The organism is Ferrimonas sp. YIN67 (assembly GCF_057219095.1).
In genome coordinates, this window is sequence record NZ_JBXVVJ010000008.1 from 37,559 (window position 1) to 61,341 (window position 23,783).

A 23,783-nucleotide genomic window follows, 5' to 3' on the forward strand; every position below is an offset into this window, starting at 1 on the left:
CACGTCCATCGGGTTCGACTTGGGCCCGGTTTCATGGAGAGGGATAACAATGAAAAAGCCGATTCTGATCAACGCCATTAAGACCGCCGCCATCGGCAGCCTGCTGCTTGGGGCCAATGCCATGGCACAAACCGTATTGCATGTGGCCACCTGGATGGGGCCGACCAACCCACAGAACGAGGTGGTGTGGCCGACCTGGGCCAAATGGGTGGAGGAAGCCACCGAGGGCCGGGTCACGGTCAAGTTGGAGTATGGCCTGGGCCATCCCAAGACCATGTTCCAACTGGTGGAGGATGGCATTGCCGATGCCAGTTTCAGTTTCCATGGCTATGTCCCCGGCCGCTTCAAGCTGCCGATGGCGGTGGAGCAACCCGGGCTGGGAGTGAAGGCGGAAGCGGCCTCCGTGGCGCTGTGGCGTACCCATGACAAGTATTTCGCCAAGGCCAACGAGTATGATGGCGTCGAGTTGCTGGGCCTGTTTACCAATGGTCCGGGCGTGCTCTACACCACCTCTCCGGTGACCGAGCTGGAGCAGCTCAAGGGGATGAAGATCCGGGTCGGTGGTGGGGTCCAGGGTGTGATCGGCGAGCGGCTGGAAGTCGCCCCGGTGGCAGCCCCCGGTTCCAAGGTGTATGAGCTGATGCAGCAGAAGGTGATCGATGGCGTCTTTATGGCGCTGCACGACCTGAAAACCATGCGCCTGCACGAGGTGGCCCCCCATGTCACCGTGATGCCCGGTGGCTGGTACCTGGGCAGCTTTGCCATGTTCATCAGCGAAGATTTCCTCTATGACCTGGATCCCAAGGACCGTGAAGCGATCCTGGCGGTATCCGGTGAGAAACTCTCCGCCCTGGCTGGCCGAGCCTGGGATGCCGGCGATCAAGCGGCGCTGCAGACGGCCGCCGAAGTGGGCACCAACCTCATCTACCTGGCCGAGGAGAGTGACGCGGCCAAGGCCTATGCCGAACTGACCTCAGACATGCGCAGCCAATGGGTTGAGAGTGTCAAAGATCGCAAGGTTAATGCCCAGGCCGCCATCGACGAGCTGTGGCAGCAGGCCCGGCAGTACGATGCCGCCGAGGAGTAACAGGAGTTCATCATGGTAATTGCCCAGTGGGTTTCCTCCCATTACGAAGAGGTCGGCCCGATCAAGTGGCTCGCCTTTGCCCTGGACTGCTTGTCGGCCTCGGTGCTGATGGGCCTGATGGTGTTGACCGGTGTCGATGTGTTTGGTCGCTACCTGTTTTCCAGCCCGGTTAACGGTGCTACCGAGCTGACCGAGATCGGCCTGGCGATCCTGGTGTTCGCCCAGTTGCCCATCGTCACCTGGCGTGGTGGTCATGTGGTCGTGGACATTCTTGACCGCTTCTACAGTCAGCGGCTGATCCACAATCTGGGGATTGTGGCGGCCCTGCTGATCTCCGTCTCCATGTATTTTGTTGGTGATCGGATCTTCGAACTGGCCGAACGCTCCATGCGCCGGGGCGTGGTGACCGAATTTCTTGAGCTGCCCACCGGTTACCTGGTGCAGTTTATCGCCGTGATGAGCTGGGTAACGGCTGCCGGCATGCTGTTTTACGGGATCTACCGGATCCTGCGCCAGCGCTAACGGACAATAGATAAGGACATTCTCATGGAAGTTGTACTGGGTGGCTTTGCGGTCCTGCTGTTCCTGATCCTGGTGGTACGGGTGCCCATCGCCTACGCCACCGGACTGGTGGGCTTTTTCGGCTTTGCCGTACTGCAGGGCCTGAGTTTTGACAACCTGATGGAGTTTCGCTGGAGAGGGGTGCTGTCCCTGGCCTCCAACCGGATCATCGATACCGTGCAGGAGTACAGCCTGTCGGTGGTGCCCCTGTTTATCTTGATGGGCAACCTGGTGACCCGCAGTGGTTTGTCGCACGATCTGTTCCACGCCTCCAATGCCTTGCTGGGCCACAGAAAGGGCGGCCTCTCCATGGCCACCGTGGTGGCCTGCGGGGGTTTCTCGGCGGTGTGCGGATCCAGCCTGGCCACCTCGGCCACCATGGCCAAGGTGGCGATGCCGCCGATGCGCAAATATGGCTACTCCGACTCCTTGGCCACCGCCTCCATCGCGGCGGGCTCGAGCCTGGGGATCCTGATCCCGCCCAGCGTGATCCTGGTGATCTATGGCCTGCTGACCGAAACCAGCATTCGCGAGCTGTTTGCCGCCGGTTTCATTCCTGGAATTGTGGGCATTCTGCTCTACCTGGTGGCGGTGCGCTACGTGGTGTGGCGCAATCCCGATGCGGGCCCGGCCCGGGAGCAGATGAGCTGGCCGGAGCGGGTCGCGGCCTTCCGCGGTGTGTTTGGCATGATCGGGCTGTTTGCCCTGGTGATGGGCGGGATCTACTTCGGCCTGTTTACCCCGACAGAAGCCGCCGGGATCGGGGCCGGGGGCGCCTTCCTTATCGCCCTGGCGCGTCGTCGCCTGAGCCTGGCCATCCTGTTCGAAACCCTGGTGGAGACCGGGCGCACCACCGCCATGCTGTTTGCCGTGGTGATCGGTGCCCTGATCTTCTCCGATTTCGTCAACCGGGGCGGGCTGCCCGATGCGCTGCTGCAGTTCGTTACCGGCCTGGATGTGTCGCCCATGCTGGTGATCCTCGCCATTTTGCTGGTTTACATGCTGCTGGGCATGGTGTTTGAAAGCCTGTCGATGCTGCTGCTGACCGTGCCCGTGTTTTTCCCTCTGGTGGCCAGCATGGGATTCGATCTGGTGTGGTTCGGGATCGTGGTGGTGGTGGTGACCGAGATCAGCCTGATCACCCCGCCGGTGGGCATGAATGTGTTTGTCCTCAGTGCGGTGCTGCGGGACATCAAGACGGGCACCATCTTCAAGGGGATCACCCCCTTCTGGTGTGCCGACGTCGTGAGGCTGGCCCTGATCACCCTGATCGTGCCGCTCTCTTTGTACCTGCCCACATTGCTGTATCGCTAAGGAGTGGCCCATGTTGCCTGATGTAAAACGGATCTTGTACGCCTCCGATCTGGAGAAGGGGGCCCGGCCAGCGTTTCGCCGAGCGGTGAGCCTGTGCGGTCACTACGGGGCCGAGATCACCTACCTGCATGTCTTGCAGCCGGCGTTGTCCTCGGCCCAGCGAGAGGTGGCCAAGGTGTTCGATGCCGAGGAGCTGGCGGCCCGTCATGAGGAGGCGATGGAGAATCTGCACCAGCGCCTGACCCTGAGGCTGCAGCGCTTTATCGATGATGAGTTGCAGACGCCGGAGGAGCAGGCTGAGCTGAAGGTCAGTGCGCGCATCGCCGAAGGCCAGCCCTGGCGCGTCATCCTCGAGGTGGCCGATGAGATCGACGCCGACGTGATCGTGATGGGCAGTCGCCACCACTCCAGATTGAGCCAGTTCCTGGTGGGATCGACGGCGCAAAAGGTGATGAGCCACAGCCACCGACCCGTGTTGATCGTGCCACTGGCGCAGAAGAAAGAAACAAAGGAAACGAAAGACAATGGATAAAATCGTGAATCACAGCCTGCTGGCGGCACTGGTAGAGCCCGGTGCCGACACCCTGGCGGTGACCAATCCGGCCAACGGGGATCTGCTGGGCCATCTGCCCCTGTGCGATGAGGCGCAGATCCAGGATCAGATCGAACGTTCCGAGCTGGCCCAGAAGGCGTGGAAGAGGGTGAGTGCCAAGGAGCGAGGGGAGATCCTTCAGCGCTGGTACCAGCTGCTGATGGACAATCGTGACGATATCGCCCGGATCATGACGTTGGAGCAGGGCAAGCCCCTGGCCGAAGCCCTGGGAGAGGTGGCCTATGGCGCGTCGTTTGTCCAGTGGTTTGCCGAGGAGGGCAAGCGGGCTTATGGCCAGACCATCCCGGCCCCGGTGGCGGGACGTCAGCTGGCCACCATCAAGCAACCGGTTGGGGTCGCCGCGGCGATCACGCCCTGGAACTTCCCTCTGGCGATGATCACCCGTAAGGCCGCCCCGGCCCTGGCGGCGGGCTGCAGTTTCCTGGTTAAGCCGGCAGAGCTGACGCCGCTGACTGCAGTGGCGGCGGTGGAGCTGGCTTACCAGGCCGGGGTGCCGCGGGATCTGCTGCAGTTGGTGGTGAGCAACCGCTCCTCCGTTGTCGGTAAGCTGTTCTGCGGCCACCCCAAGATCCGCAAACTCTCCTTCACCGGCTCTACCCGGGTCGGGCGGATCCTGATGGCCCAGGCGGCCGAGGGGATCCAGCGGCTCTCCCTGGAGCTGGGCGGCAACGCCCCCTTCGTGGTGTTTGAAGATGCCGATCTGGAGGCGGCGGTGCAGGGCGCCTTGGCCTCCAAGTTCCGCAATGCGGGCCAGACCTGTGTCTGTGCCAATCGCTTCTATGTCCACAGCTCCCTGTACGATCGCTTCGTGGCACGTTTCGCCGAGGAGGTCGGCAAACTCAAGATCGGTGATGGCACCGAGCCCGGTGTGGCCATCGGCCCCATGGTTGAGCCTTCAGCCAAGGAGAATACCCTGGCGCTGGTTGCTCGGGCGGTGGAGCAGGGGGCGACCATCGTCACCGGTGCCGAGCCGTTGGAGGGCCTCTTTGTTCGGCCCGTGGTGCTGTCGGGCGTGACCCACGATATGGATATCGTTGGCGAGGAGATCTTCGGCCCCGTGGCCCCGGTGATCCGGTTCGACAACGAGGCCGAGCTTATTGCCATGGCCAACGACACCATCTATGGCCTGGCTGCCTACTTCTACAGCAGGGACGTGGCCCGCTGTTGGCGGGTGGCGGCCGAGCTGGAGTACGGCATGGTGGGCGTCAACGAGGGGATCATCTCTACCGAGGTTGCCCCCTTTGGCGGCGTCAAGCAATCCGGACTGGGCCGTGAAGGGGCCAGTGTCGGCCTGGATGAATACCTGGATCTCAAATACGTCTGTTTCGGCGGCCTCTAAGGCCGGTTAACTCTCCTCCCTAGCCTCTATTGGGTGGGCGCCGTTGGCCCGCAGGGGGGAGTTTTAGCCAAATACTTAAATTGTTAACTAAATGCCCAGGACTGTCATGGACAGGAAGTGGTCGGGAAAACAACAGGCAAACGCTTTGACGTCATTGCCATCATTGAGAGGGAAAGCACGATGAAAACCACACAAACTCTGGCCTGTGCGGCCGTTCTTCTGGGCCTGAGCGGCGCCGCATTCGCCGGTGACAATAGCCTGGCGCCAAGTTGGTCCGGCGATGTTCAGGGCGCCACCGTGTGGCACGATCTGCCCGATGGCTGGGAGAACCACCGTAATGTGGAGCACAAGCTGTTCCTGGCTAACCTGCACGCCAAGGGTGGCACCAGCTTTGGCGATTTTGGCCTCAAGTACCATGTCAGCCTGCAGTACAACAACCCCATGTCGGTGCGCCAGGCGCAGATCGACAAAGAGGTGAAGATCCAGGAAGCCGGCGTGGTGATCTACAGCAAGGAGTGGGGCGCCATCTTCGTGGGCAACGGCACCACAGGCAGCTGGAGCGATCTCTACAGCAAGGTCGATATTCACCCCTATAACAATATGGAGGACACCACGGACGCGGATCTGTTCCGTCAGGGTAAGTATGCCGACAACGTGCTGTGCTACATCACCCCGACCTGGGGCGGCTTCAAGATGAAGTTTATCTCGGTGCAGCCATCGGAAACCGCCAATGTGATTAACGTCCGGGCGTTGTACACCGCTGACACCTTCGCCGTGGTGGGCAACTACATCGACATTGAGATTGATGGGCTGGAGGATCACTATGTGCGCAGCTCCATCGCAGCGGGCTGGAGCCTGGGCGACTGGTACCTGGGCGGGCTGTGGGAGAACAACTCTGATGATCCCAGCCCCGTGGGTGACAGCAACGTCTTCTCCGTGGCCAGTTCTTACCAGTTGAACCGGACCAAATTGGGGCTGTCGGCGCAATTTAAAGACTTTGATCAGGCGGGTGTGGATAACAACACCCTGGTGATCGCCAGTGCCGAGTACGATATGGGCCAGGGACTCAGTGCCTACCTCAGTGGTGCCTGGTATGACGAAGCCCTGCCTAATGGTACCGACAACGTGGCCGTGGGTCTGACCTACCGTTTCTAAGTCCCATCCGGCTCGGTCATCCTGGTGATGACCGAGCCGATGGCATCGCGAAGCGTCCGGAACGGAACAAAACCTGAGTGTGTCTCTCCTCTCTCCTCTCTCCTCTCTCCTCTCTCCTCTCTCCTCTCTCCTCTCTCCTCTCTCCTCTCTCCTCTCTCCTCTCTCCTCTCTCCTCTCTCCTTGCTCTGTACATTGCTCTGTACATTGCTCCCCCCTCATTGGGCCGTGACCCGATGCGCCGAGTCACTTGAGCGGCAACAGAGCCGTTACCATGGCGACTCTATTTGCACGAACCTGCCAATCGAACTTACCATCCTGTGATCGCGGATCCTGTTTTGGCGTACACCTGTACCTATAATTGGGGCAGTTGTGTTTACAAGGAAAGCCCTATGAGAATTGAAACTTGTGGCCATTGTCAGGCCAGTGTGATCAGTGACAGGATCCTCTGTCCCCATTGCCATGCCGGCATGGGGCTCGATGCCTTGGCGGGCCTCGATCCCAAGGTGCGGATGCGAAGCCAAAGAAAGGCCAGCCGCTTCGGCCTTTGGCTTGGGACCTTTGGGGTGCACAGGTTTTATCTGGGGCAACCTGTCCGGGGGAGCCTCTATCTGGCGTTCTGTTGGACCCTGGTGCCGACCCTGCTTGGTATCGTCGACGGGATAAAAATGTCCCGAATGAGCGCGCAGCGCTTTTACCAAAGCTGCTGCCTAGCCTAACACCTGTACTCTCAATAAGAGCCCGGCCAAGAGCCGGGCTCTTGCGTCTTGGCTAAGGGCCCGCTCACGCAAACCATTGAACGGTATTTTGGATCTGTTACTAGGAATGAAGATATAACCAGTTATAAACACTGGCTTGGTTGGTTATGCCTGGTTTGATCGGTTAGCATTGCGGTGAAATAGGCGGGCAAACGATCCGTCCAATAACAACACGCTCTAAGAAGGAATTACCGATGAAACTGATTCTCCGCCTGTTGGCAGGGATCTTGGCTGGTCTGGCGATCGGCATGCTGGGTCCGGATCTCCTGGTTCGCCTGATGCTCACCATTCAGATGGCACTTGGGCAACTGATATCCTTTGTGATCCCATTGATTATCCTGTTCTTTATAGCCTCCGGTATCGCCAACCTGCAAGATCAGGGCGGCAAGTTGCTGGGCCGCACCGTGGCCATTGCCTACGGCTCTACCCTGGTGGCCGGCGTGCTGGCTTACCTGGTCGCCTCCACCTTCGTGCCTATGCTGGTGGAAGCCAAGGAAGCGACCCAGGTTGAAAGTGTGGGTCTGACTGCCTTCTTCGAGCTGAAAGTGCCGGCATTGTTTGGGGTCATGAGTGCCCTGGCGGCAGCCTTTATCTTCGGTCTTGGGATCTGTGTCACCGGCGCTTCCACTCTGAAGAAGGTGGTTGACGAAGGCAAAGAGATCATCGATCGCTTGCTCGCCAAGGTGATCATTCCCGTACTGCCTTTCTACATCGCGGGGGTATTTACCGGTTTTGGGGCCGATGGCCAAGTACTGGAAACTCTGAAGACCTTTGGCGTGGTTCTGGTGATGGCGGTGATGATGCACTGGTTGTACATCTCCGTGCTGTACATCGCCACAGGCTTGCGTAAGGGGCGTTCTCCCTGGACTCTGATCCGAACCATGCTGCCTGCCTACGTCACCGCACTGGGCACCATGTCCAGCGCCGCGACCATCCCTGTGACCCTGCGCCAGGCCAAGGAAAATGGTGTCACTCCGGAAGTGGCGAACTTCTCCATTCCCCTGTTTGCCTCCATTCACCTGGCGGGCTCCACCATCACCCTGACCACCTGCTCCATCGCCGTGATGCAGATGCTGCCGGATATGGCGGTACCGGGTCTGTTTGAGATGCTGCCCTTCATCATGATGCTGGGTGTGGTGATGATCGCCGCACCCGGGGCACCTGGCGGCGCGGTCATGTCCGCACTGGGTTTGCTGACCGCCATGCTGGGCTTTGGTGAAGCCGCAGTTGCCCTGATGATTGCCCTGTATATGGCTCAGGACAGCTTCGGTACCGCCTGTAACATCACCTGTGATGGCGCCCTGTCCATCTGGGTTGATAAAGCCGGTGAGCCGGTGGCACAGACCGCCAAAGCCTGATCGCCCTAAGGTTCGATCCCAAACGGCCCGCCCAGTGCGGGCCGTTTTTGTTTGCGTTCTGAACGCCGTAACGGCAGCCAAGCCTCTCGTTCGGAACCACGGATTGAATTGAAAACCTCTATACTGTCGAGACTTGAAGGCGTTGTCATGGGTGCTTTTAGATTAGGAAAACTAATCAATTGGTGCTGTGTCATGGTAAATAATTCACTGTTCAGCGGCGGGGTTTTGCAATAGAGTACGCCTGATTTTTAAACCCCTTAACTTTGAGACGCACGCGACGTGGATCTGACTCTATATCTCCAGTTTTTCTTGGGTTTGGTGGCCATCATCAACCCCATCGGCCTGTTGCCGGTTTTCGTCACCCTGACCAGTCACCAGTCTGAGGCAGAGCGCCGTCGTACCGGGACCATCGCCAACTTTGCCGTGGTGGTGATCCTGCTGGTTACCCTGATGGCTGGCCAATTGATCCTGGATATGTTCAGTATTTCCCTCTCCGCCTTCCGAGTCGCTGGCGGTACTCTGATCGTCTTTATCGCCATGTCGATGTTGCAGGGTAAGTTGGGCGAGGTGAAGCATAACAAGGCGGAAGACAGAGAGTCTGCGGCGCGTGAATCTGTGGCCGTGGTGCCTTTGGCACTGCCGCTGATGGCCGGTCCAGGGGCGATCAGTTCGGTGATCGTGTTCGCCGCCGAATACAGCAAACCTGTGAATATGCTGGGTATGGGCGTCGCCATTATCGCCTTTGGCCTGATGAGCTGGACGATATTCCGCCTGGCTCCGGTGATCTTTAAGCTGTTGGGCCAAACCGGCATTAACGTGATCACCCGGATCATGGGGCTGTTGATGCTCTCCATCGGCATCGAAGTGATTGCCGCTGGCATAAAGGGGTTGTTTCCCAGCTTGATAGGCTGAGTACAGTCGATACAACAAAACCGGAGCCTATGGGGTCCGGTTTTGTTCTTTATGGGCCGGCTTGGACACCCGCTTGCATGATGGCGTGGGCCAGAGGGGCCAGCAGCATGATGATGATGATGGCAACGCAGGTAAACTGAACCCAGTGATCTTGCAGGGCATTGAGCTGTTCTTCCCGCTCCCTACCGTCGATATTCTGGTTTGCTTCCGTCTGACGGTAACGATACCACCAGTACAGATTCCCCAATACCATCACCAGAAACACAATGAGTAGACGTGACTCCATTACGACTTACCTCCTGTGGCGACAGTTACTATCAATATATCAGATGTTAACGATCTGTGATCGGCGCTTGCGCGGGTGGAAGGAAAAAACACAATTATTCGGGGTGAGGCGTTGGGGGGGAAAAGAAACCGCGCCGTAAAGCCTCCATGGCCAATCGATTCCTCTTCATAATTATCTCCCTGTCGGCATGCTTTACAGGCGCGACTGCAGCTCGAACAGATTGCCGCTGTTGGCGCTGAACAGGTTCTCATGCAGTCGGGCGGCAAAATCGTCGGTGAGTCCCGAGATGTAATCGGCGATCACCCGGTTGCCGTTGTGGCCCAGCTCGGTCTGCTGCTGCCAGATCCGGCTGGTGGCGCGAGGCAGCAGGCGTTGGGGATCGGAGGCGAAGGCCTCAAACAGCTCCATCACGATCTGTTGCCCCTTGAACTCCAGCAGTTGCACCTCGGGTTTTTGCACCACGTTATGCAGGACAAAGCGCTTGAGCAGTTTGAGCAGGGCCTGGTGCGGGGACTCCAGCACCGCTCGTCGGGCCAGCAGGGGGGCGGTCAGGCCGTCCTGGGCCTTGAGGGTGACGGCACAGACCAGGCCGTTGACCAGGGTGCCGATGGCATCCTTGCGCCGGTAGGGGGCCTGGCAGAAGAGATCGTCGGTCAGCCGTTTCATCTGGTCGAGCGAGTAGGGGCCGCTGCCATCGGCCAGGGGGGCGATCACCTCCAGCTCCCAGGCATCCGGGTGGACGATCCCCAGGACGATGGCGTCCTCCAGATCGTGCACCGAGTAGGCGATATCATCCGCCAGCTCCATGATGGAGCAGTCGAGGGAGCGAAAATGGGCGCGGCGATGGCCGTTGGGGCCGGGCTCATCGGTAACGCTCTGGAAGCGCGTGCGGTCCGCCTTCGACAGGGGGGCCAGCACCCAATCCAGAATTTCGCTGTCTTCGTCGAAGACCGCCTTGGCGGGCTGCCAGTCCCGGGCCTTGAGCTGGCGGAAGTTGATCGGTGGCGGATGGGGGGTCGGTTTGGCGACGCTGCCATGGCACACCGGGTATTTGAGCACGCCCAGCAGGGTTCGCCGGGCCAGGTTCATGCCGTAATGTTGGGTGTAGGGCTCCAGCCGGGTCAGGATCCGAAAAGTCTGGCCGTTACCCTCAAAACCGCCATGCTCCCGCATCATATAGTTGAGGGCCACCTCGCCACCGTGGCCGAAGGGGGGATGACCGATGTCGTGCGACAGGCAGAGGGCTTCGATCAGCTGATCGTCGAGCCAGGTGGCGATCTCAGGGTGCTTGCTGCGCAGCTGGGCATTGAGACCGGTGCCGATCTGGGCGGCTTCGATGGAGTGGGTCAGACGGGTGCGATAGAAGTCGTTCATGCCCACACCCAAGACCTGAGTCTTGGATTGCAGGCGGCGAAAGGCCGCCGAGTGGAGCACTCGGCCCTTGTCTCTGTGATAGGCGGTGCGTTGATCGTGTTGGCGCTGGCGTTGCTCATCATAGCGTCGCTGCTGCCAGGGATCGGGATCTGTTTCCATGCTGCCTCCTCAACCACTTAGGTCCAGTCTGGCGCAGTGGTTTGGCAGCGGTCAAGCCACTTTTATCCCTCGGGGGCGGCGAGGGCGTCCAGTGTGGCACTGCAGGAGGCCATAAAGACATCGAGGAAGTAGGCCACTTCCGGTTGCTGACGCAGTTGCGCCATCAGGGGATCCAGCTTCTCCAGGACATGGTCAAATTCATGGTTTTGATGACGATGCTCATCCTGGGCCTTGAGGTAGGCGCAGATCACATCGGCGGCTTTGACCAGGGCGGCGTACTCCCTGGGAACCTGGCTTTGTACCAGCAACTGGGCGAAGTCGTCGCGCAATTCGGCGGGCAGGCTGTCGAGACACTGTCGTTCCGCATCGGCTTCCAGTCGCTTGAACTCCTCAGTGATCTTGGCATTGGAGTATTTGACCGGGCTGACAATATCCCCAAGGCGAGTTTCTGAGCACTCGTGATATAGGGCGATGGTCGCGGCCTTCTCCGGCACGAGTTGACCGCCAAACTTGCGGTTTTTGATCACCGCCAGCAGGTGGGCCACGATGGCCACCTGATGGCTGTGTTCGGCTACGTTCTCCGGCTTGACGCAGTACATCAGTGACCATCGACGGATCAGTGGCATCCGGAATAGCCAGGCGAGGAAGGTGCTGGAGTCAGTGGCCATAGGAGTTCCTACTGCTTGTATTTGAAAAGGAAATTCTCAAACTTATCCAAAGCCTTGTTGAGATCTTCCAGATGAGGCAGGAAGACAAAACGCAGGTGGTCCGGCTCCGGCCAGTTAAAGGCGGTGCCCTGGACCAGCAGGATCTTCTCCTGCATCAATAGATCCAGCACCAGCTTCTGGTCGTCCACCAGGTTGAACTTCTTGGTGTCCAGTTTGGGGAAGGCGTACATGGCCCCTTTGGGTTTGTAGCAGCTGATCCCGTCGATGGCGTTAAGGCGATCGACCACAAGATCCCTTTGTTGGCACAGTCGGCCGGTTGGCAGCAAGAGTTCATTGACCGACTGGTAGCCCCCCAGCGCAGTCTGGATCGCGTGCTGCATCGGAACATTGGCGCACAGACGCATGGAAGCCAACATCTCCAAGCCTTCAATATAGCCTTTGGCCTGGCTGCGATCACCGGACAGCATCATCCAGCCGGCACGAAAGCCTGCTGCCCGATAGGCCTTGGAGAGGCCGTTGAAGGTGATGATAAAGAGATCGTCGGCCAGCGAGGCCATGGGGATATGCTGGGCACCGTCGTAGAGGATCTTGTCGTAGATCTCATCGGCAAACACGATAAGCTTGTTTTCCCGGGCGATCTGCAGCAACTCCAGCAACATGGCGCGGCTGTACACGGCACCTGTGGGGTTGTTGGGGTTGATGATCACTATGCCCCGGGTCTTGGGGGTGATCTTACGGCGAATGTCGTCCAGATCGGGCATCCAGTCGGACTGCTCATCACACAGGTAGTGGCGTGCGGTGCCGCCCCCAAGGTTGACGGCGGCGGTCCACAGTGGGTAATCCGGTGCCGGTACCAGGATCTCATCGTCGTTATTGAGCAGGCCCTGCATCGCCATCACGATCAGTTCAGAGGCGCCGTTGCCGATGTAGATATCCTCGACATCCACGTCGCGAATGCCATGGGGCTGGTAGTGCTGCATCACGGCTTTGCGGGCGGAAAATAGCCCCTTTGAATCACAGTACCCTTGGCTTTCCGGTAGGTTAAGGATCATGTCACGGATGATCTCTTCTGGCGCTTCAAAGCCAAAGGGGGCAGGGTTACCGATATTGAGCTTGAGTACCCTGTGTCCCTCTTCCTCCAGACGTTTGGCCTCCCTCGCCACCGGTCCACGGATATCGTAACAGACGGTGTTGAGTTTGCTGGATTTGTTGATGGGACGCATGGGGTACCTTACTGCTTGATATACTGGGGGGAAAGATATACCACAATAGCCAAATTGTGATGGACAGGGAAGAGGGGCTTGATGTGATCTGTATCACGGCATAAGATCATTGCCCTTAGTGAGGTTGGACCAGTGGAGGGGTTGTGAGTTGGTCGTTCAGTGCCAGGACGGTGAAACGGGTGCTCAACCTGTGGCCGCCGTTCCTGTTTAGTGGGATCCACATCGAGCGGTTATCCCAAGATTACCGGTATTGTCGGGTGGCATTGCGGCTGCGCCCCTGGAACAAGAATGCCAACGGCAGTCATTTCGGCGGTAGCCTGTTTTCGATGACCGATCCCATCTATGCCATGATGCTGATGGGGATCTTTGGTAAGGCGTACAGGGTGTGGGATAAAGAGGCAGACATCAATTTCATCCGACCGGGCAAAGGTCGGGTTTATGCCGAATTTCATCTGACCGAGGGGCAACTGGAGGCGATCCGCAGGGCGACCGCCTGTGGCGATAAGGTGCTGCCAGAGTTCCTGGTAGACGTGAAAGATGAAACCGGCGACTTGGTTTGCCGACTGCGCCGGGTACTCTATGTTCGCAAGAAGCCGCCGCGCAGTGGCGATGACTCCATGGTGGCCAAAGAGCAGTTGGAGTAGAGCGACAAAAAAGGACCCATCAGGGTCCTTTTTTATGTGGTGACTGGAACTTAGCCCAATTCAGCCAGGCACATCTCTTCATAGAGCTGCTTGACCCAGGCGTCAACACGTTGCTCGGTCAACTCTGGCTGACGATCTTCGTCAATGCCCAGGCCGACGAAGGTGTTGTCGTCCACCAGTGCCTTGGATGCTTCGAATTCGAAGCCTTCGGTGGAGGTGTGGCCGACGATGATGGCGCCACGCTCACGCACGATGTCACCGAGTTGGCCCATGGCATCCAGGAAGTACTCTGCATAGTCTTCCTGATCGCCACAGCCGAAGATCGCCACCAGTTTGTCGTTGAAGTCCAGGGACTCCAACTCAGGGAAGAAGTCATCCCAGTCACACTGGGCTTCGCCATAGTACCAGGTGGGGATCCCGAAGATCAGCAAGCTGAACTCGTCGATCTCTTCTTTACTGCTCTTGGCGATGTCTTTGACGTCCACCAGGGCGCCAAGTTTTTTCTGGATCATCTTGGCAACGGCTTCGGTATTGCCGGTGTCGCTGCCGAAGAACAGACCTACGCTTGCCATTCGTATACCTATGTTCTGTTTGCGAAAAACTGCACCCTTCAGGGGTGCTCCGAGTCGATATTTAACTGCGCCTGCAGTATCGACTCAATCAATTGACTGCGGGTGATATTACTGTCCAGGGCCTGGTCATTCAAGGCATTGTAAAGCTCTTCCGAGACCTTGAACTCGATGCGTTTTAGCCCCTTGGACTTGTCGCGCAGGATCTGGTTGCGCTTATTGATGCGCAACTGTTCATCCCGCGGCAGGGGGTTGGATCTGGGACGTCCACGGCGTTTCTCCGTGGCGAACATGTCCAGCGTGGTTCTGTCGGATTTTTCGATAGCCATTTGTGTGACGGTCAGCTTATACCCGCGCCTTCCCAAAGCAGTTGGATCACTCCTTTGGCAATGAAGCCGGCACAGCCTAAAAACAGTACTAACCAGACGATAAAGCGACCGAAAGTCGGTACTTTACCTTGTTTGAGAACGTCCCTGATGGACATGCCGATAAGAAAAAAAATGGCCGCAAAAAACAGGTTTAGCCCCAAGGCTTCCAACTGCTCAATATGGCTGCTCAACATGCCGTTACCTTTCCTGGTACCCTGAGGCGGCGAACTATACCACAGCCCTTATGGGCTGACTACGGCTTGCGCATGTGCGTGCAAAAAGTCAGAGATCAGTCGGTTAAACTGTTCCGGTTTTTCCGCATGGAGCCAGTGGCCGGCGCTGGCCAGGATCTTGGCTCGGGCCTGGGGAAAGCGTGTGAGGATCCCGGGGCGGTGATCCGGCTGCAGGTAATCCGAGGCACTGCCTTTGATAAAGAGGGTTGGGCCTGCATAGGGGGGATTGTCGGGGATCGCCTGGATCAGTTGTGGGTAGGCCTGGGTAATGGCACCGAGTTGGATCTGCCAGGCATAGCCACCGTGGCCGTCGGGCTTGAGGTTTTTTAGCAAGAAGGCGATGGTGGCAGCGTCTATCCCGGCGTCGGCTAACTGGGATTGAGCGTCACGGCGGCTGGTCAGGCGTTCTGGAACGATACCGGCCAGGGCGTTGAGGATCCCGTCATGGCGGCGAGGGTAGCCGTCCGGGGCGATGTCGGCGACCAGCAGCGCTTCGGTTTGCTCAGGATAGGCCTGGGCATAGGTCATGGCGACCTTACCGCCCAGGCTATGTCCCAGCAGGGACCAGCGGGTCAATGCCAATTGCTGACGCAGTCGTTCCAGATCGTCGGCCATGGCGGAAAAGTTCATCTGCGGGGTGGGCGGATTGCCCCCATGGTTGCGCAATGAGACTCGCAAGGTTTGGAAGCCCGATCGCCTCAGGCTTCGGGCCGCCACGGCCAGGTTGTCCAGATCGCCAAACAGGCCGTGGATCAACACCACACAGGGGCCCTGGCCCTCCAACTGATAGCGCATGCATCGACTCCTTGGTTCCATTTATGCACCCAGGATTGATCCCTGTCGCAAAGGTGGTCATGTGTGTGATGTTGGCATTGTCGCAACCTCGCCGTTACCTTTGCAACCGAAAGCATGGTTACCGTGTCGAGGGATGGGTATAATGGTGCTGATTTAGTACGGGAAAATTAGCCAGAGCAAATATGAAATACATTGAAATCGACGACGAGCTGTACCGCCACATTGCCAGCAATACCCAGATGATCGGGGAGAGCGCGTCCGATATCCTGCGTCGCTTGCTGGGGCTGGACAGTATCGTCAGCGAGACGCCGGCACCCACAACCATCAGTCAGCCGGGCCTGGAAGGTCAGGGTAAGCCGGTGACCCGCAAGCAACGCCCAGTGACTCAGGTACGCTCAGCCCTTGCCGAGGCCGGGGTATTCGAGGAGTTGCTGGATGATACCTACCTGACCAAGCAAAAAGGTGCCGTAGGCCGTTTCCTGTACCTGCTTGACAGCCTGTATCGTCAGTACCCGAATGCCTTCGAAAAGGTTCTGGAGATCCGGGGGCGCGATCGCCTCTACTTCTCTACCAGCAAAGAAGCCCTACTCAAGGCCAGCAAAACCGCCAACCCCAAACAGATTGGCGAGAGCCCGTTTTGGGTTACGGCCAACAATAACACCCGTAAGAAGCAGGCTATCCTTGTAGAAGTTCTGGAAGAGTTAGGCTGTCGCTCGGAACTGGCTGAACAGATTGCCGAGCGCATCTAATTATATTTCGTGTTACTCAAGGAAGAACAATGAGTCTACACCCCCGTGCGGGCACCTTGGCCCGTACCGAGGATCTGGTGGATATCCCCCACCTGATCAGTTGTTACTACACCCTGTCTCCGCGCAGTGATCGGCCCGGTGAGGCGGTGAGCTTTGGCACCTCGGGTCACCGGGGAACGGCACTTCAGCGCAGCTTCAATCAGTGTCATATCCTGGCCATTGTCCAGGCGGTCGTCGATTACCGCAAAGAGGCGGGGATCACCGGTCCCTTGCTGCTGGGGTACGATACTCATGCGCTGAGTCAGCCCGCCTTTTACAGTGCCTTGGAGGTGCTGACGGCCAATGGGGTGCGGGTTCAGATCCAAACCCGTGGGGCTTTCCTGCCGACGCCGGTGCTCTCCTATGGCGTGATCGATCACAACCGTCGTCATCACGTGTTGGCCGATGGGTTGATCCTGACCCCGAGTCACAATCCCCCCCAGGATGGGGGGATCAAGTACAACCCGCCCCATGGTGGACCGGCAGATACCGACGTCACCGACTTTATCGCTCAGCGTGCCAACGATTATCTGGCCGCCAACCTGGAGGGCGTGCGCCGTATCAACCGGGACGTCGCTCAGGCGACGGGGTTGATCGAGCCGGTCGATTTGATTGGCCAATATATCGAGGCTCTGGGACGAGTCGTCGACATGGAGGCGATCGCCAAGTCGGGGCTACGCCTGGCAGTCGATCCCATGGGGGGGGCTGCGGTATCCGTCTGGTCTCGGATCGCCCAGCGTTATGGCCTGGATCTGACGGTGACCAACGACCGGGTCGATGCCGCCTTTGCCTTTATGGCACTGGATAAGGATGGCAAGATCCGGATGGACTGCTCCTCCTCAGCCGCCATGGCTCCCTTGCTTGCCCTGAAAGAAGATTACGATCTGGCCCTGGCCAACGATCCCGATGCGGACCGCCACGGGATTGTCTGTCAAGACGGCGGTTTGATGAACCCAAACCATTATCTGGCGGTGGCCATCGATTACCTGATGGGACACAGGCTGGGCTGGGGAACCGAGCTGGCGGTGGGCAAGACCCTGGTGTCCAGTGCCATGATCGATAAGGTGGTGACCAAGCACGATCGTACCCTGATGGAAGTGCCGGTGGGCTTTAAATGGTTTGTCGACGGCATGGCATCGGGCACCCTGGTGTTTGGTGGCGAAGAGAGTGCCGGTGCCAGCTTCCTCGATTTCGAGGGGCAGGCGTTCTCCACCGACAAGGATGGCTTTATCCTGTGCCTGCTGGCGGCGGAGATCCAGGCGGTGACCGGCCGTTCCCCTGCGGATCACTATCGTTCGTTGGAGCAGGAGTTTGGTCAGCATTATTACCGTCGTATTGATGCACCAGCCAGCGACAAGATCAAGGCTGCCCTCAAGGCGCTTTCCCCCGAAGCACTGGGATCGGATCAACTGGCCGGGGAGCCGATCACAGCGGTACTGACGGAGGCGCCAGGCAACGGGGCCCGGATCGGGGGCTTGAAGGTGGTAACCGAGCATGGCTGGTTTGCCGCCCGCCCGTCCGGTACCGAAGCGATTTACAAGATCTACGCGGAGAGCAGTCAAAGTCAGGCGCACCTGGAGCGGCTGATTGAGGACGCCCAGGCTCTGGTGGCCGGGATCACTGGTTGATAGCCGTGACCTAAGAGAAAGGCGCCCATCGGGCGCCTTTTTCATGTTCAGTCGTCGTCCAGTTCAACCGGCTCGTCATCCGGGATGCTGTCGCTGCTGGGCTTGGAAGTCAGGGTATAACTGCGTCGCTTGAGGCTGGCCTGATATTTCAGCCAGACCTTCTCATGGGGCGTCTGCGCTTCGGCTCGACCATGGGCGACTTCGACGAATCGGCGTTCCTCCTCGTTGGCGGGATCCTGAGCGCCACTGGAAAGAGCTTGATAGGCCCGACCGTGTTGTTCGAGTCGGGCGGCCTCACTGATGGTAAAACTGCCACTGCGGGCCAAGCCACGGGGATAACGGGGATCGGTAAACAGGCCAGTTCCAGCGAAGCTGGTTTCTTGATTTTGGATTGCGATACTCACGACGAGCGTCCTTCTCAAAGAGGATTTTCGCGAACTATAGCCGGACATCGCGCCGATGCCAGCGAAAAAAATCGTTCGTGGCGATAAAAAAATCTTTAGGTTTGTTCACCGTGCGCAGCGGATGGGAAAGTCGGCTGGAAAGCGGTCTACACTGTTGAGAAACCGTCACTGTTTCATGCCAGTCGGACCGCTGTGGAGTCGCCATGACGACCCGTTTCCCATTTGTTAGTCTTGTTCTGGGTTTGGCCCTGTTGGCCTGCTCACCCTCCGAAACTGAGCCACCTGAGCCTATCTTGGGTGACGAAGGCATCATCGAGCCTGTGGATCAGCATCCTGACGCGATGTGGGATCAACACCATGCACTGACCGACGTGTGGCCGGTATTGAGTCAGCCCTGGGGGGGGGACTTGCCGGAGATGTTAACGCGGGGCGAGATCCGCATTCTCACCAGTTTTACCCTTGGCTGGTACTACATAGATAAAGGCCAACCCACAGGCCTGACCCATGAAACCACACAGTTGTTTGAGGCTTTTGCCCGAAAAACGCTGGGACCTGAAGCAAAGCGTTTGAAGATCACCGTGATCCCTGTGCGTCGTGACCAGTTGATCCCATACCTGCTCCGGGGTCATGGGGATCTTATCTTTGCCAACATGACCATTACTCCCGAGCGCCAGGAGCAGGTGGCCTTTTCCCGCCCCTTTACCGATGAAGTACGTGAGTTGATCGTGACCGGCGAGGGCAGTACACAGCTCCAGGATTGGTCACAGTTGGGCGATACCGTCATCACGGTGCGGCAGGAGTCGAGTTATTACCAGAGCCTGAAAGCGCTCAATCAGAAGCGACGCCAGGGGGGCGAGGCCCAGATCAAGGTGCAGCGTGCAGATCCGCGTCTGGAGGATGAAGATCTGCTTGAAATGGTGGCCAGCGGCCTGATTGAAGCCACTGTGATGGATGAGCACAAGTTGCAGGCCTGGCTCCAGGCTTTGCCTCACTTAGTGGCGCAGGAGCGGCTGCCTTTGCGTGAAGGAGGTCAGTTGGCGATCGCCATGCGACCGGATACGCCGGCCCTCAAAGCCCTGGTGGATGACTATGTTCAGGCGCACCCGGTGGGCAGCAAGACCATCAATATTCTACTGAATCGCTATCTGAAGCAGCACGGCTGGATCGCATCTGCCCGGGAGCGGGATCCCTTCCACAGTGCCGAAGCTTTGGTTCCCCTATTTCAAAAGTATGGCGAGCAGTACGATTTTGACTGGGTCTTGCTGATGTCCTTTGCGTTTCAGGAGTCCCGCTTCAATCCCAAAGCCAGAAGCCCAGTTGGCGCCATCGGTATCATGCAGGTGATGCCCGCGACGGCGCGAGATAAGCGAGTGAACATCAAGGAGATCAGCATACCGGAAAACAACATTCATGCGGGAACCAAGTACTTGGCACTGCTGCGCTCGAGCTACTTTGCTGACGAGGCGCTGACGGACTTTAACCGGATGATCTTCGCCATGGCGGCGTATAACGCCGGGCCCAACCGGATCAACCGACTGCGGCGGGAAGCGGCCAAACGGGGACTGGATCCCAATATCTGGTTCAATAATGTCGAAGATCTGGTGGCAGCACAGGTAGGCAGTGAGCCGGTTAACTATGTGGCCAATATCTACCGTTATTTCATCATCTACAAACGGATCCTCAATGAGCGGGAGGAGCGGGCGATCTTGCGTGAGCGGCTCGAGGAGTTGCCCAAAGGGGAGTGAGGTAGTGCCTGAGCATGACACTGCTGCGACGCAGCTTGGCCAGGTGGGCCGGGCGATCACAATCCGGATCGTATCGCAGCCGGAGATAGTGGTGGCAGATCGGGGCGAACAGGGGGGCGAGCGCCGGCGCCTGCTGTTCCAACCTGGCCAAGTGGGCCAGTGGGGCTTCGCCAGGATACGGGCCCAATCCTCGCTTCTCCAGGCGCGTTAAAGTCTGTTGGTAGAGACGAAGAGCCGGACAGGGGCGCCTGTTGATGGGGGGGCGTGCGCCCAGGGCGATCGGCACCAGAGAGACCAGTAATGTGCCTACCGCCAGCACTCCCAGAGCCTTGAGCATCGAACGTTTACCCAGCCAGAGTTCCAACTGCCTGCCGCTGTCGGATCCCATGACAAAGGTATTCCAATGGTGATCCAGCCGGGCCACCCAGCCTCGCAGATGCGTCAATAGGGGATTGTGTTGTCCATTCAGCCAGGAGGCATCGGTTAGGAAGCCCCATTGGCCTGCCAGTGCCGCCCTTGGGCCCAGCTCTATTCTTTGGGGAGCTACGGCGGCGGTGGGATCGTACCGTTGCCAACCAACACCGGTTAACCACACTTCCGCCCAGGCATGGGCGTTGTATTGGTAGACAGAAACCAAGCGTCCCCCCGGGCTTACCTCCCCTCCCTGGTAACCGGTGACGAGTCGCGCCGGTAAGCCACTGGCTCTGGCCAGAAAGACGAAGGCAGTGGCGTAGTGGCCACAGAAACCGGCCTGGTTATCGAACAGGAAGCTGTCGATTTGATCTTGGCCCAGAGGTGGCGGCGTGAGGGTATAGCGAAAGGGTTGCTGGTGGAAGCGGTCCAGTATCTGCTCGAGCCTCTTTGCCGGTGGTTCGCTGGCCAACTCGGTGGCCCAGGCCCGGCTGCGTGGGTTGGTTCCGGGGGGCAGTTGCAGTGCCTGTTGTCGCTGGTCAGGTGCTAGTTCACTGTTTTTATGGGATGCAGGGAGTAGGTAGGCCAGCTGGATCTCGGTTCGGCCAGCGGGTGGTAGCCGCCAGCCGAGGCGGTTATCGCCGAGTGCCCTCACCCTGGGGTCGTCCGAACGGCTGGTATTCAGGGTCGCCAGCCAGGGGGTGCTCGCGGGCTCGATATAGAGCCGGTAATTTTGTTGGAGCGCTCCTTGCCTCGGGATCTCAGGATGGATGGACGGTTCCTGATACCAGCGTTGGCCGTCATAGCCCTCCAAGACCAGGGCGCGCCAGTATAGTTCATCGGTATCGGGTACCCCTGCGCTAAAGTCGGCTCGCATCACCAGGGCGTCCGAACGGCTCAACCTGGCGATCTGACCCAGGGCCAGGCTATCGGACAGACCTGTGTGGGCAATGGTGGGGGAGCGGAGTTGCCAGAAGGGTTCTAAACGGGGAAGTAGCAGGAACAGACAGAGCGTCAGCGGCAGGCTCAGCAAGACCAGCTTCAGGGCATGGCTGGCGGTGGTGATTGCCGCTTCGGGGCGATAGCTCACCAGTAAAGGGGTGCAGTTGAGGGCACTGAGTCCGATCAGGTACAGCACCATGGAGGGGCCGGAATGACTCAGCAGTTGCAGGGCGATGAGGAAAAATCCCGTGACCACGACGGCGATCAGATCGCCACTGCTGCGGGTCTCAATCGCCTTTAGCCCATACGCCAGTACCAGCAGGTTCAACAGGGTATTCATGATCCCCATGCCGGTCGCGATCAATGCCAGGGTCACGGCGGTGCCCAGCCCCAACAGGTTGATGAGAAGGCGAGGGGGGCGTGCCACCTTGCCGTAATAGATCCCCACCCGCCATAGCAGACACAGTGTGAAGATCGCCAGGGTCCAGGGGGTGATCCTATCCAGCAGTGGCAGGACGATGGCGCACTGGCACAGCAGCAGCCAGCCTTGGGCCGGGCGCGAGACTAGCATGTGTTTCCCCTGTGGCGGGCCAGGGCGTCGAGGCAGTGACGCAAGTGGGCCGGACCGCTGTCCATCGGCGTCCGGACGGTGCTTAGCTCCAGGGCGAAGGGCTGCTCCCGTTTGGCCAAGGTGGTTAGCTCGGCGGCCATGGCGGCCAGTGCGGCTTCGGTCTCCAGTTGGCCTTGGGGGGCGACCCGTATGGGGGTGCCCTGGGGACTGACAAAATCTTTGCTCTGCCATTGACCATTTTGTGCCAGCTGTTTCCAGGCGATACGGCTACGACTCTGGCCCGGTTGCCAGCGTGCCAATCCGTGAAAGTCTTCCAGGCCACTCTGAGAAGGGTGAGCGGCGGCCCCGGGAGCGTCGCCCTCATGCCGACGTTGAACCGGTCCGACGATGGGGCGGGGCCAGACCAGGGCACTTTGCGCAAGGTCCAGGTGGGACCACACTCGGCACAGGCCCATAGGATAGCGGCTCTCTATTCGGATCCTGCCCGGCTTGAGGACGCCCCGGTGCTCACTTGGGTGGAGCAGTTGGATGGTGCTTTCCTGGGCCAATACCCGTTCCAGGCGGCGGGTTGGACCCCGGGCATAACGCAGGGCTATCTGATAGAGAGGACGGGCGCTGCGCACACTGATGTCGAAGGGAACGGGGTCGCCTGCGTGGCGATGATGACCATCGCCGGCGGCCAATTCCAGCCCGGCCAGGTTACGAAACCCCATAAGTATGCTGGTGTTGAACAGACTCAGTAGGAGGAAGGCCAATGCCAGGATCAGGTTGTTTTGATAGTTGGTTCCCAGCAGGAAGAGGAGCGCGGCGGCAGCGAGAAACACCCAGCCACCGATGCTGGGCAGGATAAAGATGCTGCGATGGCTGAGGATCTGGCGTGGTGCAGGGGGCAGTCGGCGATGTAGCCAGCGGTGGTAGAGTCTGCGCAGCCAGGAATGGTGGCTGTTCATTGGATTGGATTGATTTGGGAAAGGATGTGGCTGGCGTGCAGGCTGCCATCACTGGGTTGACCCGCTCTGAGCCGGTGCTCGGCCACTGCTGGAAATACCGCCTGAATATCATCGGGGACGATGAACTGGCGCCGTTCGAGGAAGGCCCAAGCCTTGGCGGCGGCCAACAGGGCTCGGCTCGCCCTGGGGGACAGGGGAGCACCACGTCGCTCCTGACGCCGGGAGTAACGAACCAGCGCCAGCAAATAGTCCAGCACTGCATCCGAGACCCGCACGGCCTGGACCGCTTGCTGAAGTGAAAGCAGGCTATTGGGGGTGAGGCAGGGCTCAAGTTGGTCGAGATCATCGGCCCGGTGGTCCCCCTTGAGCAGGCGGCGCTCTGCGTCTTCGCCTGGGTAACCCAGGCTCAGGCGCATCATGAAGCGGTCGAGTTGGGATTCGGGCAGAGGAAACGTCCCGGACTGTTCACTCGGGTTTTGCGTGGCGATAACGAAAAAGGGAGAGTGCAGTCGATGGGTGGTCCCATCGATGCTGATCTGCTCTTCTGCCATCGCTTCGAGCAGGGCACTCTGAGTCTTGGGGCTGGCCCGGTTGATCTCATCGGCCAGCAATAGCTGGCAAAACAGTGGCCCCTGATGGAAGCGAAAGGCCTGCTCATTGGGATCGAAAATGGAGACCCCGATAAGATCTGCGGGCAGCATATCCGCGGTAAACTGGACCCGCTGGTGACTGAGTCCCAAGGTCCGGGCCAGTGCGCCAGATAGGGTGGTTTTGCCCATGCCGGGCAGGTCCTCCAGCAACAGATGGCCGCCGGCCAACAGGCAGGAGAGCGCCAGCTTGAGTGGTTGCGGCTTGTCGAGCAGCACCTGATTAAGCTGTTCCAGGATCGCGTTGATCTCGTTCGCCATCAATCTTTCCTTGGTTTAGTGTC

Annotated in this window: 25 protein-coding genes; 13 read left to right on the forward strand and 12 right to left on the reverse strand. The window is 59.0% G+C overall.

Annotated features, from left to right (window positions below; all coding sequences use genetic code 11):
• Nucleotides 1-49 precede the first annotated feature (49 nt).
• The 9 genes from AC2D8U_RS16070 (at nucleotide 50) to AC2D8U_RS16110 (ending at nucleotide 9,094) form a co-directional block, all read left to right on the forward strand.
• Nucleotides 50-1,087 (forward strand): TRAP transporter substrate-binding protein, encoded by a 1,038-nt coding sequence (locus AC2D8U_RS16070; protein ID WP_484620089.1) that lies wholly within the window; start codon nucleotides 50-52, stop codon nucleotides 1,085-1,087.
• A gap of 12 nt (nucleotides 1,088-1,099) precedes the next feature.
• Complete coding sequence (locus AC2D8U_RS16075; protein ID WP_484620090.1) at nucleotides 1,100-1,609, forward strand: TRAP transporter small permease; 510 nt, start codon at nucleotides 1,100-1,102, stop codon at nucleotides 1,607-1,609.
• Nucleotides 1,610-1,633: 24 nt separating this feature from the next.
• Entirely contained in the window at nucleotides 1,634-2,962 is a 1,329-nt protein-coding gene (locus AC2D8U_RS16080) for a TRAP transporter large permease (protein WP_484620091.1), read from the forward strand.
• Between the two features lie 10 nt (nucleotides 2,963-2,972).
• On the forward strand, nucleotides 2,973-3,494 hold the full coding sequence (locus AC2D8U_RS16085; protein WP_484620092.1) for a universal stress protein: 522 nt from the start codon (nucleotides 2,973-2,975) through the stop codon (nucleotides 3,492-3,494).
• Nucleotides 3,487-4,914 (forward strand): NAD-dependent succinate-semialdehyde dehydrogenase, encoded by a 1,428-nt coding sequence (locus AC2D8U_RS16090; RefSeq protein ID WP_484620093.1) that lies wholly within the window; start codon nucleotides 3,487-3,489, stop codon nucleotides 4,912-4,914. Before AC2D8U_RS16085 ends, AC2D8U_RS16090 begins: the two co-directional genes overlap by 8 nt.
• 180 nt (nucleotides 4,915-5,094) lie before the next feature.
• Nucleotides 5,095-6,069, forward strand: coding sequence for a porin (locus AC2D8U_RS16095; protein ID WP_484620094.1), 975 nt, complete (start codon nucleotides 5,095-5,097; stop codon nucleotides 6,067-6,069).
• Nucleotides 6,070-6,458: 389 nt separating this feature from the next.
• On the forward strand, nucleotides 6,459-6,785 hold the full coding sequence (locus tag AC2D8U_RS16100; RefSeq protein WP_484620095.1) for a TM2 domain-containing protein: 327 nt from the start codon (nucleotides 6,459-6,461) through the stop codon (nucleotides 6,783-6,785).
• A 233-nt stretch (nucleotides 6,786-7,018) separates the two neighbouring features.
• Nucleotides 7,019-8,182, forward strand: a complete 1,164-nt coding sequence (locus tag AC2D8U_RS16105; RefSeq protein WP_484620096.1) for a dicarboxylate/amino acid:cation symporter — start codon at nucleotides 7,019-7,021, stop codon at nucleotides 8,180-8,182.
• A 279-nt stretch (nucleotides 8,183-8,461) separates the two neighbouring features.
• Nucleotides 8,462-9,094 carry a YchE family NAAT transporter gene (locus AC2D8U_RS16110; protein WP_484620097.1) on the forward strand — a complete coding sequence of 211 codons (633 nt, stop codon included), beginning with the start codon at nucleotides 8,462-8,464 and terminating at the stop codon, nucleotides 9,092-9,094.
• Between the two features lie 49 nt (nucleotides 9,095-9,143).
• On the opposite strand, the gene AC2D8U_RS16115 is transcribed toward AC2D8U_RS16110, so the two are convergent.
• The 4 genes from AC2D8U_RS16115 to AC2D8U_RS16130 form a co-directional block, all read right to left on the reverse strand.
• Nucleotides 9,144-9,380: a hypothetical protein gene (locus AC2D8U_RS16115; protein ID WP_484620098.1), complete on the reverse strand. Its 237-nt coding sequence runs from the start codon at nucleotides 9,378-9,380 to the stop codon at nucleotides 9,144-9,146.
• Nucleotides 9,381-9,572: 192 nt separating this feature from the next.
• On the reverse strand, nucleotides 9,573-10,913 hold the full coding sequence (locus AC2D8U_RS16120; RefSeq protein WP_484620099.1) for an anti-phage deoxyguanosine triphosphatase: 1,341 nt from the start codon (nucleotides 10,911-10,913) through the stop codon (nucleotides 9,573-9,575).
• Nucleotides 10,914-10,975: 62 nt separating this feature from the next.
• Nucleotides 10,976-11,581, reverse strand: a complete 606-nt coding sequence (gene yfbR, locus AC2D8U_RS16125) for a 5'-deoxynucleotidase (protein ID WP_484620100.1) — start codon at nucleotides 11,579-11,581, stop codon at nucleotides 10,976-10,978.
• 8 nt (nucleotides 11,582-11,589) lie between these two features.
• Nucleotides 11,590-12,804, reverse strand: coding sequence for a pyridoxal phosphate-dependent aminotransferase (locus AC2D8U_RS16130; RefSeq protein WP_484620101.1), 1,215 nt, complete (start codon nucleotides 12,802-12,804; stop codon nucleotides 11,590-11,592).
• A gap of 143 nt (nucleotides 12,805-12,947) precedes the next feature.
• Between AC2D8U_RS16130 and AC2D8U_RS16135 the strand changes: the two genes are divergently transcribed.
• Nucleotides 12,948-13,448 carry a DUF4442 domain-containing protein gene (locus AC2D8U_RS16135; protein WP_484620102.1) on the forward strand — a complete coding sequence of 167 codons (501 nt, stop codon included), beginning with the start codon at nucleotides 12,948-12,950 and terminating at the stop codon, nucleotides 13,446-13,448.
• Nucleotides 13,449-13,498: 50 nt separating this feature from the next.
• On the opposite strand, the gene fldA is transcribed toward AC2D8U_RS16135, so the two are convergent.
• Genes fldA through AC2D8U_RS16155 form a run of 4 tightly spaced genes read right to left on the reverse strand, consistent with a single transcriptional unit; the run spans nucleotide 13,499 to nucleotide 15,413 of the window.
• Nucleotides 13,499-14,020: a flavodoxin FldA gene (gene fldA / locus AC2D8U_RS16140; protein ID WP_484620103.1), complete on the reverse strand. Its 522-nt coding sequence runs from the start codon at nucleotides 14,018-14,020 to the stop codon at nucleotides 13,499-13,501.
• 38 nt (nucleotides 14,021-14,058) lie between these two features.
• Complete coding sequence (ybfE, locus tag AC2D8U_RS16145) at nucleotides 14,059-14,346, reverse strand: LexA regulated protein (protein WP_484620104.1); 288 nt, start codon at nucleotides 14,344-14,346, stop codon at nucleotides 14,059-14,061.
• Nucleotides 14,347-14,357: 11 nt separating this feature from the next.
• Nucleotides 14,358-14,579, reverse strand: coding sequence for a DUF2788 domain-containing protein (locus AC2D8U_RS16150; protein ID WP_484620105.1), 222 nt, complete (start codon nucleotides 14,577-14,579; stop codon nucleotides 14,358-14,360).
• A 48-nt stretch (nucleotides 14,580-14,627) separates the two neighbouring features.
• Nucleotides 14,628-15,413 (reverse strand): alpha/beta fold hydrolase, encoded by a 786-nt coding sequence (locus AC2D8U_RS16155; RefSeq protein WP_484620106.1) that lies wholly within the window; start codon nucleotides 15,411-15,413, stop codon nucleotides 14,628-14,630.
• Nucleotides 15,414-15,595: 182 nt separating this feature from the next.
• On the opposite strand from AC2D8U_RS16155, the gene seqA reads away from it, so the two are divergent.
• Together seqA and pgm are read left to right on the forward strand one after the other, a co-directional pair.
• Nucleotides 15,596-16,162 (forward strand): replication initiation negative regulator SeqA, encoded by a 567-nt coding sequence (gene seqA, locus AC2D8U_RS16160; protein WP_484620107.1) that lies wholly within the window; start codon nucleotides 15,596-15,598, stop codon nucleotides 16,160-16,162.
• Nucleotides 16,163-16,191: 29 nt separating this feature from the next.
• Nucleotides 16,192-17,829, forward strand: coding sequence for a phosphoglucomutase (alpha-D-glucose-1,6-bisphosphate-dependent) (gene pgm, locus AC2D8U_RS16165; RefSeq protein WP_484620108.1), 1,638 nt, complete (start codon nucleotides 16,192-16,194; stop codon nucleotides 17,827-17,829).
• A 47-nt stretch (nucleotides 17,830-17,876) separates the two neighbouring features.
• Here pgm and AC2D8U_RS16170 read toward each other — a convergent pair whose 3' ends face one another.
• Entirely contained in the window at nucleotides 17,877-18,233 is a 357-nt protein-coding gene (locus AC2D8U_RS16170) for a MaoP family protein (RefSeq protein ID WP_484620109.1), read from the reverse strand.
• 203 nt (nucleotides 18,234-18,436) lie between these two features.
• On the opposite strand from AC2D8U_RS16170, the gene AC2D8U_RS16175 reads away from it, so the two are divergent.
• Nucleotides 18,437-19,978, forward strand: a complete 1,542-nt coding sequence (locus AC2D8U_RS16175) for an MltF family protein (protein WP_484620110.1) — start codon at nucleotides 18,437-18,439, stop codon at nucleotides 19,976-19,978.
• Here the strand turns inward: AC2D8U_RS16175 and AC2D8U_RS16180 are convergent.
• From AC2D8U_RS16180 to AC2D8U_RS16190, 3 genes are read right to left on the reverse strand one after another with little or no spacing between them, the layout of a single operon-like run.
• Nucleotides 19,914-21,902: a transglutaminase TgpA family protein gene (locus tag AC2D8U_RS16180; protein ID WP_484620111.1), complete on the reverse strand. Its 1,989-nt coding sequence runs from the start codon at nucleotides 21,900-21,902 to the stop codon at nucleotides 19,914-19,916. The genes AC2D8U_RS16175 and AC2D8U_RS16180 overlap by 65 nt on opposite strands.
• Nucleotides 21,896-22,852, reverse strand: coding sequence for a DUF58 domain-containing protein (locus AC2D8U_RS16185; protein ID WP_484620112.1), 957 nt, complete (start codon nucleotides 22,850-22,852; stop codon nucleotides 21,896-21,898). The genes AC2D8U_RS16180 and AC2D8U_RS16185 overlap by 7 nt, the downstream gene beginning before the upstream one ends.
• Nucleotides 22,849-23,763 (reverse strand): AAA family ATPase, encoded by a 915-nt coding sequence (locus AC2D8U_RS16190; RefSeq protein ID WP_484620113.1) that lies wholly within the window; start codon nucleotides 23,761-23,763, stop codon nucleotides 22,849-22,851. The genes AC2D8U_RS16185 and AC2D8U_RS16190 overlap by 4 nt, the downstream gene beginning before the upstream one ends.
• Nucleotides 23,764-23,783 lie beyond the last annotated feature (20 nt).